At 25.7% G+C, this 14565-nt stretch carries 9 protein-coding genes and 1 riboswitch; of the genes, 7 read left to right on the top strand and 2 right to left on the bottom strand.

Features of this window, described 5'->3' with window-relative positions; all coding sequences use genetic code 4:
* Positions 1–479 precede the first annotated feature (479 nt).
* Complete coding sequence (locus HTZ87_RS02095; RefSeq protein ID WP_174892916.1) at positions 480–1637, top strand: hypothetical protein; 1158 nt, start codon at positions 480–482, stop codon at positions 1635–1637.
* Between the two features lie 121 nt (positions 1638–1758).
* Here the strand turns inward: HTZ87_RS02095 and rlmD are convergent, their stop codons facing one another.
* Both rlmD and rsmD read right to left on the bottom strand, forming a co-directional pair.
* Positions 1759–3066, bottom strand: a complete 1308-nt coding sequence (gene rlmD, locus HTZ87_RS02090; RefSeq protein WP_174892915.1) for a 23S rRNA (uracil(1939)-C(5))-methyltransferase RlmD — start codon at positions 3064–3066, stop codon at positions 1759–1761.
* Entirely contained in the window at positions 3059–3613 is a 555-nt protein-coding gene (rsmD, locus tag HTZ87_RS02085) for a 16S rRNA (guanine(966)-N(2))-methyltransferase RsmD (protein ID WP_256368456.1), read from the bottom strand. The genes rlmD and rsmD overlap by 8 nt, the downstream gene beginning before the upstream one ends.
* Before the next feature lie 125 nt (positions 3614–3738).
* On the opposite strand from rsmD, the gene HTZ87_RS02080 reads away from it, so the two are divergent.
* The 6 genes from HTZ87_RS02080 to HTZ87_RS02055 all read left to right on the top strand — a co-directional run bounded on the left by HTZ87_RS02080 (position 3739) and on the right by HTZ87_RS02055 (position 14548).
* Complete coding sequence (locus HTZ87_RS02080) at positions 3739–5628, top strand: ribonuclease J (RefSeq protein WP_174892913.1); 1890 nt, start codon at positions 3739–3741, stop codon at positions 5626–5628.
* Positions 5629–5794: 166 nt separating this feature from the next.
* Entirely contained in the window at positions 5795–6703 is a 909-nt protein-coding gene (locus HTZ87_RS02075) for a GIY-YIG nuclease family protein (RefSeq protein WP_174892912.1), read from the top strand.
* Positions 6704–7129: 426 nt separating this feature from the next.
* Positions 7130–8182 carry a class 1b ribonucleoside-diphosphate reductase subunit beta gene (nrdF, locus tag HTZ87_RS02070; RefSeq protein ID WP_174892911.1) on the top strand — a complete coding sequence of 351 codons (1053 nt, stop codon included), beginning with the start codon at positions 7130–7132 and terminating at the stop codon, positions 8180–8182.
* A gap of 1 nt (position 8183) precedes the next feature.
* Positions 8184–8639 (top strand): class Ib ribonucleoside-diphosphate reductase assembly flavoprotein NrdI, encoded by a 456-nt coding sequence (gene nrdI / locus HTZ87_RS02065; protein ID WP_174892910.1) that lies wholly within the window; start codon positions 8184–8186, stop codon positions 8637–8639.
* On the top strand, positions 8632–10788 hold the full coding sequence (nrdE, locus tag HTZ87_RS02060) for a class 1b ribonucleoside-diphosphate reductase subunit alpha (RefSeq protein ID WP_174892909.1): 2157 nt from the start codon (positions 8632–8634) through the stop codon (positions 10786–10788). Before nrdI ends, nrdE begins: the two co-directional genes overlap by 8 nt.
* A 279-nt stretch (positions 10789–11067) precedes the next feature.
* Positions 11068–11234: riboswitch (Lysine riboswitch) on the top strand.
* A 110-nt stretch (positions 11235–11344) separates the two neighbouring features.
* Positions 11345–14548 carry a hypothetical protein gene (locus tag HTZ87_RS02055; RefSeq protein WP_174892908.1) on the top strand — a complete coding sequence of 1068 codons (3204 nt, stop codon included), beginning with the start codon at positions 11345–11347 and terminating at the stop codon, positions 14546–14548.
* The last annotated feature ends 17 nt before the right edge of the window (positions 14549–14565 follow it).

Genomic DNA, 14565 nt, shown 5'->3' with positions numbered 1-14565 from the left:
AAATAAGAAAATACCTTACTAAATTATGTATTTTAAACAAATTATTAATAACTATATGTTTGATCTACTTTCTATGACATTTATAATATAAAATTATTAATATTTATCAATATTTTATGCATTAAACTTTATTAAGAAAAAATAAAATTTATTAGAATTTCATTTAAAAATTAGTAGTAAATTAAATAAAATATTTTTGTTTAATATTACGTTTAAATAATTTTTTAATTTACTAAAACTACTATACCATAAGCATTTGAATACTAAAAACACATTAAACTTATTTATTTAAGATACTTAAAAATATAAAAATAATATTTTTTAAAAAATAATTTTAAGACATAATTTTAACTTTTTAATAAAATATTTTTTTTAGTTAAAAAGTTATTTTTTTTGCATTTTTGTGTTATTAGAAGGATTTAATTATATATAAATATATAATAATTATGTAACAAAGGAAAATTTCAAAGGGGAACAAGATGGCAAAAAATAAGAAAATCAGTTCAATTAATATGGCAATAGTAACTTTTTTGGGCTCTGTGTCATTGGCAACTGCAGTTATGTGGACAGGTCATAAAACAAGACAAATCCAGGATAAAAATAATAATCCTGAAAATCGAACAGAAATAGAAAATAATGATAAAAATTATGAAACTCAAATTAAAATAAATAATGAGAAAATAATACAATTATTAAATAAGATTAAAGATATGACCAACCAAATTAATGAATTGAAATTATTGAAAAATAGTTCCGATTCCAAAAATCAAGAAATTATTAAAAAACTTGAAGCGGAAAGAAAGGATTTAGAAAAATATAATAATCAATTAGTTAAACAAAATTCTTACTTTGAAAAAGAAATTGAAAAACTAAATAAAAAACCTAAAACATCTACAATTGAAACCCAAACAGGAGAAATTGAAAAACCAAAAGTAGAAGAACCAAAAGTTGAGGATTTAAACAAATTAAGTCGTAAAGAGAAAGATAATGTGGTTTTAAATCAAGAATCAAACACTTCTGGAGCAATTGTTGAAATCGAAAACCCTATCATTGAAATTGAAATTGATGATACGGTTAATTCTGATGACACAAAAAATTTAAATACACTAAATAAAGATCATAGAGATAAAGTTGTTTTAAATAATGGTTATGTTCACAAAGAAGATGAAGTTATAATTAGTGATTGAGATGAAAGGAAATATTTATCAGAAAAAGCACAAAAAGAAGCTGTAGCTGAAATTGATATTAACTTTGATTCATTACCTGGATCTAATAAAAAAATTCATACCTATGATGAATTAAGACATTTAGCAAAAATGGATAATATTAAAATTGACAACAAAACAAATCAACAAGAAATTGTTACAATAGATTCAGAACTTACTGAAGAAGAAAAAGAATATGAGTCTATGTTAATAGAAGCTAGAAAACAATATCTTTTAGAAAGATATTTTGAGAAAATCAATAGAATTTATAACGAATTTAATTGATATAATTTAGAACCATGAGAAGTCGAATATATTGAGTCTTTGAAAAAACTTAATTTAAAATCTAAAGAAGAATATCTTAAAGAAAACCCTGATTCAAATGATGAAAATCATGATGAACACAATGGAGTAAGCGAAGAAGAAAGTTAATTAAAAAATATTTTATTTTATCTATAATGTTTACTATATTCAATTACAATATATTTTTTCATAAATAAAACTTATTCAAATTTACCAATTATAAAAATGGTAGTTTGAATAAGTTTTTTAATTATTTAGTTAATCAAACAATAGATTCGATATGTTCTGTATTAGGGAACATATCAAAACCTTGTATAAAATTAATTTTATAACCTAATTCTTGAAATAATTTCAAGTCTCTCATAAGTGTTTTAGGATCGCAGGACATATAAATTACTTCTTCAATTTGTTTATAGTTAAATCATTGAATTATTGATTTGTTTAAACCACTTCTAGGCGGATCTACAATCGCTATTGCTTCTTTTAAATCAATCTTTTTTGCCTTATTTTCAATGATTTTAAACGCATCACCAGCATAATATTTTGCATTAGTTTTATTTATTATTTTATTTTTGTTAGCAAGTTCAATCGAACTACTTTCAATATCCACACCTATAACCTTTTGGTTTTCACCTGCAATAAGTTGCGATATAACTCCGACACCACAAAAAAGATCTAACAATATTTTTTTATTTGATTGTGAGTTAATTTGCTTAATTTTATCAAACATAAGCGAAGCTATTGAGCTATTAACTTGGAAAAAATTCGTTGGATTTACAAGGAAATTTTTATTATTTATTTCAATACTAATTGGATTTTTATTAATTAATTTAATGTATTTTTTATCTAACTTTAAGAATAATTGATTAACGTTATTTTTATTGTTTAATTCTTCAATTAAATTAGGTTCTAAATTAAAAAACTTGTTAATTTCAATTATTATTTGTAATTGATTATTTGAACCTATTCTGAAACTAATTTCTTTAAAATAAAATTTATTTTCATTATTTGAATAATATTTTTGAATGATTTTAATGATTTGTTTAATTTCAGTCTCTAGAGATTTATTAATTAAAATTAATTCTTCATCTAACTGAACAATTTTATTGCTTTTTCTTATATATTGACCTATTTGGATATTATTTTGGTCTACTAAAAACGGAAATCTCGCTTTATTACGGTAGTTTTTATTAATTGGAGAAGGTATGAAATCTTTAATTTTTTCATCTTCAATATTTAAATTTCACTTAATTAGTTTAGAAAAATAATTACTCTTGAATTCAATTTGTTTATCATATTTTAAATTAATTAAAGAAGCGCTATTATATTGTAAATATTGTTTTGATTCAATTCTTGATTCGGATTTTTCAATTAATTCAACTATTTCACCAAAAGCGTATTTAGAATAAACTTGATTTATTTTAATTTTAGCAATTTCACCGATAAAAAAATTAGGTACAAAAATGCTAAAATTATCGAATCTACAAGCACCATAACCTTCATAGGTAATTTCACTACATTTTACTTCTAAAATTTGGTTTTTTATAAAATTATTCATCCTTGTAACAGATATATAAAATATCTATCCTTCCATATCTTTTTTGTTTAAAAATTCTGAAATTTTCTGGAACAATTATTTCACTAACTTTATTAGTTTCAAGTATTATTTCACCACCTGAATTTAAAAGTGATTTTTGATCAATTTTTTCTAAAATTTCATTTACTAGTTGATATTGATCATAAGGGGCATCTAAAAGAATAAAATCAAAAGTTTCACTACTTTTATTTAAATAATCTTTTGCGTCAATGTTTAGAGCTCTTATGTTAGATATTTTTAATGAATGTATATTTGAACTTAATATTTTAAATGCTTCACGATTTTTTTCAATAGCAGTTGCTTTCGAAGCACCTCTACTTATTGCTTCAATTGATAAAGCACCTGATCCTGAAAATAAATCTAAAACATTTTTATCTACAATTTTAAATTGAAGAGAAGAAAAAATTGCTTCTCTCACCTTGTTAGTTGTTGGTCTAGTTGTTTTTAAATCAGGCTCCTGAATTAACCTATTTCTATAAATTCCACTTATTATTCTTAACATGTTTAACTCCTTTTTATAAGTATTATAATATATATACTTATTTTAGTATATTTTATTTTATTATATAATAGTATTAGTACTTAAAAATAAAGTATTATTCATTTTTTCAAACTTATAATTTAGGAGATTCAATGCTATCAAAAAAAGAAAAAATCCCAACTAAATTGATAGTTTTAGGAGGTTTTCAAGAAATAGGAAAATCGACTTTAGTTATTGACCACGATGATCATATTTTTGTTATTGATGCAGGTATAAAATTCGCTGACACCTTCAATACAGGTGTAAAAGGTATAATTCCTAATTACGAATATTTAAATCAAGAAAACAAAAAAATCGAAGGTTTATTCATAACTCACGGTCATGAAGATCATATTGGTGGTGTAATTTATTTAGCTAAACAAACAAAATTAAACAAAATTTTTGCCCCAAGAATTGCAATTCAATATTTAAAACTTAAATTTGAAGAGCATCGTATTAATAAAAAAATTGAATTTATAGAAATAGAAAAAAGTGCAGTTTATAAATTTGATAATAATTGTAAAGTAGACTTTTGAACTGCACAACACTCAATTCCAGATGCATTTGGTGTTAGAATTACTACGCCAAATGGAAGTGTAATGTGTACAGGTGATTTTAGATTTGACTATACGCCAATTGGTAACTATACCGATTTTGCTCGTTTAGACCAAATTGGAAAAGAAGGGCTTACAGCACTACTTTCAGATTCAACAAATGCCATGAGACCAAACCATTCACCTTCTGAAAGTGATATTTTAAACGATATTGAAAATATTATGGTTAACGCAAAAAGAAAATTAATCATTACAACTTTTGCGTCTAACTTAACTAGAGTAAAGGTAATTATTGAACTTGCCGAAAAATTAGGTAAAAAAGTTATAACATTTGGTCGTTCAATGATTCAAGGTGTTAAAATAGGTAGAAAATTAGGCTACATTAATGTTGGTGATGATGTTTTAATTGAAAAGAAACAATTAGCAACAGTTAAAGATCAAGACTTAGTTATTTTAACAACAGGTTCACAAGGTGAACAACTTGCTGCTTTATCTAGAATGAGTTATGGTAAACATGCAAGCATTAAAATTAGTAAAAATGATACAATCATTTTCTCATCAAGCCCAATTCCAGGAAACAGAATGGTTGTTGAATTATTAATTAATAGATTGTACAAATTAGGTGCAATTATAAAAGAAAACGGAGTAGATGGTTACTTACATACTTCGGGTCATGCTTACAAATGAGAACATGATAAAATATTCCAATTAACTAAACCTAAATACTTTTTACCATATCATGGTGAATATCGTATGAGTGTTGCTCATGGTAACACAGCTAAAGAAAATGGTGTAAAAGATTCAAATGTAATCATTTTTGATAAAGGTGTAGTTTATGAAATGTTAGACCAAGAGATTTATAAAACAAATCAAAAAGTTAATTTTGGTCCAATTTACATTGATGGTCATACCATTTTAAATACAAGTTCTGAAACTCTTAAAGAACGTGAAATACTTAAAAAATCAGGGTTTGTAAACATTATTTTCTTCATCGATAAAGAAAATAATAATATTGTTTCAAGACCACAAATTATTACTCGTGGAAGTTTCTTTGTTAAAACTTCTAAGAATTTAGTTGAAGAAGCTAAAAGGGTAAGTAATGGTGCTGTTTTACACCAAATTAAGAATGTAAAAGATTGAACTAAAGAAGACTTAGAAAAAATAATTATTGATCGTTTAAGTTCTTTATTCTATAAAGAAAAAAGAAGAAATCCAATTATTATACCTACAATTATTTTTACTGATGAACAACCTGATTCAGACTTAATTACTAAAAAAATTAAGTTTACAAATAATAGAAATACTCAACCACAAGATGAGCAAAAACCAGCTAAAAATAACAAGAGAATTTCTAATAAACAAAAAGAAATGTTATTAGAAATTAAGAATGAAATATTCGGAAATGTCGATGTTGAAGATGATTTAATCGATGAAGACGACGAAGTTTAATTATCATTAAATAGCAAAAGATATTTTGCTATTTTTTATACTTTTTTGACTGGTATTAATGCTTAAAAGTAAAGAAGTAATTCAAATTTAGGACCTTCAATTTCTGCTAATAAAAACAAAATGATATAATTTAAACATTGAAATATAGTATTAAACTGGAGTAAAAATGAAAATAAGTTTTAAAGATTTTTTTAATATAAGTGATGATGATATTAAAAATGAAGATATAAAAATAGAAACGTGTATAACCATAGGTGAAGGTGGGCCCGCATTTATTGATAAATGGTTAGAAAAAAGTGAACAAGAAAAAGAAAATGGAAAATTTGAACATTTATTTCGTGGTTGAAGTAGTAAAAGAAATAGAAATTATACAAAGCTAGGAATGTTAGCATATTCTTTTATAAAATTACCTAGTGGGGATGATTGATTATTTGTGTCCGGTGGCATAGTTAGAGAAATACCTAAAACCGGTGTATTTGATAAAATAAATCTAGAACAAAATCAAGTAAAAATAGAAATTTCTGAAAAGTATCAACCATATTTTGGGAGATTAGTAGTTAATTTTAAGAGAAATTTAAAAGGGAAACAAGCTCAACAACTGTATTCGTTTACGATAAAAAAATTTCTTGAATGAAATCCAACAATTAAAGAATTATTACCCACAAAATATAGTAAAGAAAAATTTGAAGGTTATGATAAAGTACATTTAGATTTTAAAAAATTAAAACGTATTTTTAATGGTGAAATTTTACCAACATACAAAGAAGCGTTAGAGGCTGTTAAAGGTGTATATTGTCTTACAGATATAGAAACCGGAAAATTATATATTGGTTCTGCTACCGGTTTAGAAGGTGTAGCTCAAAGATGAGGTAATTATCTCGATTCTAAACATGGTGGTAATAAACAGTTAATTTCACTCTATAATGAAAAAGGTGCAAAATATTTTGAAGAAAATTTCTATTTTTCTATAATAGAATATTTCAGTTTATCATATGATGATAATAAAATAATAGAACGTGAAAGTTACTGAAAAGATGTTTTTGCAACAAAAAAACATGGATATAACGATAATTAAATATACTTTAAATATTATGATTTAAAATATCAAGCATAAGGTTAATTTGTTTGATATTTTTCTTAATTTTATTGTTATTCAGACATCTTAATTGGACACAAAACTTGCAGTTTTTAATGTGAAAATAAAAGTGGTAAATGTGGTATAAAAATTTTCCTTATCATGCATATGAAAAAATTATGAAAATAATAAGTCATATTACAAAAATGCCTATGGTATAGGCATAAAAGAATTATTTTACTTTAATTTAACCGAATAAGTTAATCTAAAATCATACCAAAATTTAAGGATAAAAAACAAAAATTTTTAACTATTTTTTATTTTAATTTTTTTCTAAAAAACAGCCTTGAAATATTGTATTATATATGAACCCGTAGTAGTGGTTTGCGGGCTAATAACTAAATTAAAATTGAGGAGCAACAAAAAATGGAAAATAAAAAAATTAAGATAAAAAATCAATATTATTATGATTCAGTATCTCCAATTGAATATTACCAAAATGGTTTCAAAGGTAGGTTAAGAAGTGTTAACTGAAATTGAATTAATGATGATAAAGATTTGGAAGTGTGAAATAGGGTCACACAGAACTTTTGATTACCGGAGAAAATTCCTGTATCAAATGATTTAAAATCATGAAATACATTAGATGAAAAATGACAACAATTAGTGACAAGAACTTTTACAGGTTTAACATTATTAGATACAGTTCAAGCTACAGTTTCTGATACAGCACAAATTCCACATTCATCAACAGATCATGAACAAGTAATTTATGCTAACTTTGCGTTTATGGTCGGTGTACACGCTAGAAGTTATGGAACAATTTTTAGTACACTATGTTCAAGTGAACAAATAGAAGAAGCTCATGAATGAGTTGTGGCAAATGACGCTTTACAAGCGAGAGCTAAAGCTCTTATACCGTATTATGTAGGAGATGATCCACTTAAATCTAAAGTGGCATCAGCGCTTATGCCTGGATTTTTATTATATGGTGGATTCTACTTGCCGTTCTATTTATCAGCACGTTCAAAATTACCAAACACAAGTGATATTATTCGTTTAATTTTACGTGATAAAGTAATTCATAATTACTATAGTGGTTATAAATACCAACGTAAGATCGAAAAAGAATCAGTTGAAAAACAAGCAGAAATGAAAGAGTTTGTTTTTAAATTAATGTATGAACTTATTGATTTAGAGAAAAAGTTCTTATATGAACTTTATGATGGTTTTCATTTAAGTGATGGCGAAAATTTAGCTGAAGATGCAATAAAATTCAGTTTATATAATGCAGGTAAATTTTTACAAAATTTAGGTTATGATTCACCATTTACAGATGAAGAAACAAAAATTAAACCAGAAGTATTTGCACAACTTTCAGCACGAGCTGATGAAAATCATGATTTCTTTTCTGGAAACGGAAGTAGTTATGTAATGGGTGTAAGTGAAGAAACAGAAGATGAGGATTGAGATTTTTAATATGAAATTAGATACAGTTAAATTAGAAAATGTAGTTAAACCAAGAGGGGAAATTCACTGCATTTACTATAGTTCAATGACAAAAAATACAGAAACATTTGTTAAAAAATTAGGTTTTAATAGCACCGCTATTCCTTATGATATTGAAGAAAGTATTGAGGTTGATTTTGATTATGTTTTATTTTGTCCAACATATTCAGGTGGTGGAGAATTTACAAGTGGTGCAGTACCAAAACAAGTAATTAAATTTTTAAATAATGAAAAAAATAGATCACATTGTAGAGGTGTAGTTGCTTCGGGTAACACAAACTTTAATAATACTTTTGCATTAGCAGGAAGTGTATTAACATCAAAATTAAAAGTTCCGCTTTTATATCAATATGAATTAAGAGGAACCTCTTCAGATGTGGAGAGATTACAAAAAATTTTAAAGGACTTTTGAGATAAAAATGAATAAAACATTTAATAAATTAAATAAAGAAGATGATAAATATATTGCACTAAACGCACTTGCAGGTCTTCAAATGAATGGTAAATATGATTTTGAAGCTGATAAAGAAGCCGCAAAACAATATATGATTTCGCATGTTTTACCTAGGATTAAACACTTTGATTCCGAGTTAGAAAGATTACAATTTTTAGTCGAAAATGACTACTATGAAGCCGAATTAGTAAATAAATACGGTTATGATTATATCGTTGAATTGACTGAATATGCATTAGGTTTTAAACATAAATTTCCTGGGTTTATGGGTGCATTTAAATTCTTTTCAACATACTGCTTAAAAAGTTTTGACGAAAAAGAATATTTAGAAACTTATACACATAGAGTTGTTATGAACTCATTATTATTAGGTGGAGGAGATAAAAAATTAGCTAAAAAAATACTAAAAGATATTATTTTGGGTTACTTTCAACCGGCAACTCCAACATTTTTAAATGCTGGTAAAAAACAACGTGGAGAATTTGTTTCATGTTATTTATTACGTGTTGAAGATAATATGGAATCAATTGCACGTGGTATTTCAACTTCATTACAATTATCAAAACGTGCAGGTGGTGTCGCTTTATGTTTAACTAATTTACGTGAATTCGGTGCTCCTATTAAAAAATTAGAAAACCAATCTTCGGGAATTATTCCGGTAATGAAAATTTTAGAAGATAGTTTTAGTTACGCAAACCAACTTGGACAAAGACCTGGTGCAGGTGCTGTTTATTTAAATGTACATCACCCAGAAGTTATGTCATTTTTAGACACAAAACGTGAAAATGCGGATGAAAAAGTAAGAATTAAATCCCTTTCTTTAGGTCTTATTATTCCGGATATTACTTTTGAATTAGCTAAGAAAAATGAACAAATGGCACTATTTTCGCCTAAAGATATTAAAGATGTTTATGGTGTTGCTATGAGTGATATTTCAATTACTAAAGAATACTATAACTTAATTAAAAACCCAAAAATTAAGAAAACATATATTAGTGCACGTAAACTTTTCCAAACAATAGCAGAATTACACTTCGAATCTGGATATCCTTACATTCTTTTTGATGACACAGTTAATGCTAATAACCCTCACAAACAACGTGGAAGAATAGTTATGTCTAACTTATGTTCTGAAATTGCGCAAGTTTCAACAGAAACAGAATTTGACACTGATTTATCAGTTACAAAAATTGGTGAAGATATTTCATGTAATTTAGGTAGTTTAAATATTGCTAAAATAATGGAATCAGAAATCGATTTTGGTTCAGTTGTAGAACGTTCAATTCGTGCTCTTGATAAGGTATCTAGAATTGCTGATTTAAGTTCTGCTCCTTCTGTAAATTATGGAAATAACAACAATCACGCACTTGGTTTAGGTGCTATGAATATGCATGGTTTTTTAGCAACCAATCAAATTTATTATAATAGCGAAGAAGCGCTTGATTTTACAAATATGTTCTTTTATACAGTTGCTTACCACGCTTTCAAAACATCAAATTTAATGGCAAAAGAAGTAGGAAAATTTAAATCTTTTGATATTTCAGAATTTGCAAACGGTGAATATTTATCTAAATATACTAAGTGTGAAGTTGATAAATTTACTCCAAAAACACAAAAAATTATTGATATTTTTGAAAAATATCAAGTTCAAATACCTACTCAAAAAGATTGAATTGAATTAGATTTAAACATTAGAAAACATGGATTAGCAAACTCACACTTAATGGCAGTTGCTCCAACAGGAAGTATTTCATATTTATCTTCATGTACACCTAGCTTACAACCAGTAGTTTCTCCAGTTGAAGTTCGTAAAGAAGGTAAAATTGGTCGTGTTTATGTACCTGCTTATCAAGTAAGCAATGAGAATTTAAAGTATTATTTAGATGGAGCTTATGAATTAGGTCCTAATCCAATTATTGACCTTGCAGCTGTTGCTCAACAACACGTTGATCAAGCTATTTCGCTAACTTTATTTATGACTGATCAAGCAACAACACGTGATTTAAATAAGGCATATATTAGAGCTTTTAGTAAAAAATGTAGTTCTATTTACTATGTTCGTGTTCGTCAAGATGTTCTTGAAGGTAGTGAAAATCTTGAATGTCAATCTTGCAAAATTTAATAATTTTAAAATCAGAGTTTTCTCTGATTTTTTTTATTATTTTTTATATTAAGAAAAATGCGCAATTATATACCTTTTATAGAAAAATCTAATTTTTATTTTATTTTTAATTTATTTATTATATAATAACAATATGAAAAAAGCAAATCAACATTACATTATGTTTATGATTATTAAAAGTAGATTTATCCGCATTAAATCTATTTAATTTCATCATAAAATTCAATTTGTATTGTTGAACTATGCATAATGGATTTTAATGATTATATTGAAATCTATTGTGTCTATAGAGGTGCTGTTAATATTAGTAATTAATTGAGTTGGTAGACTGTGAAATTAATGAAAGGGTTCAACAGCCGAAGTTTAAGTAATGACAATTACTTTTGCTGGTAGAAAAGCATAAAAGATTTCTACTCTTTGGTTTAACCATTGGCGCTATAGATATACATTTCTTTTAGTATTATTATTTCATAATTATGATATTTAAAAAGTCTTTGTATGTTATATAGCATATAAAGCTTTTTTTATTTGTTTTATTAATTTAAGGGAGAAAAAAATGAAAAGAAAATTTTGAGTAAAAACATTAAGTTTAGCATTAAGTTCTGCTGGTTTAGTAACTTTAGCATCATGTTCAAGTACAGGATCAGACCAGAAAAATAGTGCTGATTATAAAAAACTACAATTAGAATATAAAAAATATAAACAAGAAAACGAAAAAAATTCAAAGGCACAAGAAAGTGAAATTGAAAGATTAAAATCAGAAATATCAGAATCAACTACAGAAAAAGAAAATAAAAATAATCAGCTAGTTGAATTATCAGGAAAAATCGATGAATTAAACAGAAAAATTGAAGTTATGAGCGGAACAGCAATCCAAAGAAATGGATTATCTGTTAGAAATTTATATAACCAAATCAGTAACTTTATAACTTCTGATTTTACAACAGCACTTAAGGAACAAAAACCTGAAACATATAATAAAGAAAAAGCTTTATTAGACCAAATAGTTACAGGTATTATTGGTACTAATGCAGAAGTATCTACAACAGAAGAAAATTTTGCGAACTTATGATCATGAGAGAGTACAGTATTCCACCTTTTAAGCAGAAGTAAGTTAATTTATGAATATATTGATGACACTGTTAATCCAATTACAGTATTAACACCTAAATCAGAAGAAATGGAAATTTTATTCCAATGAAGAATTAATGATTTAAACGAAATTATTCGTCTTGTTAATGCTAAACCAGAAGGTACATACGAAAATAAAGAACAATTATTAGCTAACTTAAATTCTTATGTTGAAAAATATCAACAAGCAATCGATGAATCTTCATTACTTCAACACCAAATTTCATTTTGATACAATCTTGAACAAGATGGTGACAATGGTGTAGCTAACAAGTTTATTGATTTTTCTTCATCAAACATGCGTAGTTTATTACCATCATTAAAATTATCTGATAAAGAATTTAGAATTTCTTTATTCCCAGTTTATAAACAAATAGTTGATGAGAAATTTATGACTGAAACTAAAAAGAAAGTAGTTGAGTTACAAGGTATTTATAAACAATGATTAGAATCTAACGTTAAGTCATACATCTACTCTGTTAGATTTGATAAATTATATAAAGATGTTAAATCAATAATTGATAGAATAAACGTTATTTTATTACATAACAACTTAACATATTTCAATGAATTTAACGTGTGAGAAGATTTAGATAAATTTATTACAGAAGCTAAAGCTGTGTTATTAGATGGTTATTTAGTAGATTATACTAAAGAAAAAGAAGCCTATGACAATGAGGTTAATGAACAATTAGATAAAGATCGTGAAGGAAGTTTATATAAATTATTTAACGATAAATTTCAACCTTTATCAAGGGGAAGTGAAAATAATACAATTTATTTATATAAAGATTTTTATAGTAAATATTTAAAAGCGATGAACCAAATTAAATTAATGAGTACTGATACATATCAAAATTCATTTTTAAGATATACAAAATACCAAGTAGTTAAAAAAGAAATTGAAGTTTCTAAAAAAATTATGGATTTTTACAATTTAATAGGTGATGATCTTAATAGTGAAGAGTTAGCAACTTTATTAAAATTAGACAACTCAGCTAAGTATGATAAATTAATTAGAGAAGCAACAAAAAATAAAGCAAGAGACGAAGCTAGTTTAGCAAAACAAAAAGAGTTATTAGGTGAGTTCGTAACAAATTATGATTCAGAAAATAAAACAGCTAAAGAAGAAATTGAAAATGCAAATGAAACAATGATGCCAATAATTAATGAGTTTTTAACTAAGTTAAATGATGCTTCAGACGAAAACGGAAACATTATAGGTGAATGAGGACATATGTACGGCGAAAAAACATCTATAGTTGTTGAACTATTAAATAATTTAAAAACTTTATTAGAAACTTCTAAAACATTATCAGATTCAAAAGATGAAGACGATGATGCAGAATTAGTTGCTAAAATGCATGAAATTGTTTCTCAAACAAACAAATTCATAAAAACATTTATCGGTAAATTAGATGATGGTGAAGATGAAGAAGTTTCTGATAAAACTATTATTAATAAGTTTAATGATTATTTAAGAAGTGATTATTATGATTTATCAGGTGAAGATTACAATGTTCAAACAAAAATATTTTTAGATGTTATTAAGATGTTGAATGATGTAAAACAACTAACAATTCAAACTGAAAAAGCTGATATTTTAAAAGTTTTAAACAACAAAAAAGATTTAGCACAAATTTATTCGGAAGAGTTAGGAAATATTTTTGAAAGCGGTAAACCATGATCAGGGATGAGTCGTGGTAGTTTAGATACTGTTGTTACAAGTTTAGGAAACATTCTAAATGAATTTAAATCTAAAACAGAATCTACAATCGAAAAATTAAATAGCGACAATGAAGATTATTCAAATGAATTAACAGGAATTATTAATTTTTCAAAAGAAATTATAAATAAAATAGGATCTACTTCTGATGGTATACCTCCAATTGTTGAAATACTTAAAGAAACACTTGAAAGTTACGATGATAATATAAAAACTTACGAAAGAAAAAAAGCAAAATCGCTTCCACTTTCTAAGATTTTAGCTTCACAAGAAATACTTGTATTATTACGTTACTGAAAAAATAACAATAAATCAGCGTACGACAAAATTCAATTACACGTAGATCCTCAAGGTACAGATACATATCATGATCGTGATATGGCTAACTTCTTAAGTAGTGAACTTAAAAAAGTTTCTGGTAAACAAAATTATAGTTCTATAATGAATGTAGATGGTACATTAGAGAGTTTTGATGTTGAAATAAAAGAACAAAATTCAACAGAAGAAAATTCAGAAAGTGAAACAACACCAACTGTTACTAATGAATTTTTCGATGGAACAGTTGAAGTAACACCAAAATTAATATTCGATAAATTTAAAGAATTAGAAACAGAATATGCAAAAACTTTATATGAATTCTTATTTAACAATGAAAACAATTCAGAAGAGTTAAAAAATAACTTAATAGAAAAGAGAAAAGTTTACAACACATTTTTAAATACATTAACTGAAATGAATGTTTTCTTATCTAATTCATTCATTAGATTCGGTTCTGATTTATTAGTACATATAGAAGATGATCCTGAACAAAACTTCTTATTAAGTGATTTATTAAGCTATTATGCAAACACAGTTGCTGTTAGTGATGTTCTAACAGAAATACATGAAAAATATATTAAATAATATTTACGAAAGGAAAT

This window comes from Mycoplasma sp. OR1901, assembly GCF_013348745.1.
In the GTDB taxonomy this organism is placed as follows: domain Bacteria; phylum Bacillota_I; class Bacilli_A; order Mycoplasmatales; family Metamycoplasmataceae; genus Mycoplasmopsis.
The sequence above is the reverse complement of the archived record's forward strand: the minus strand, read 5'-3'. Positions and strand labels throughout refer to the sequence as shown.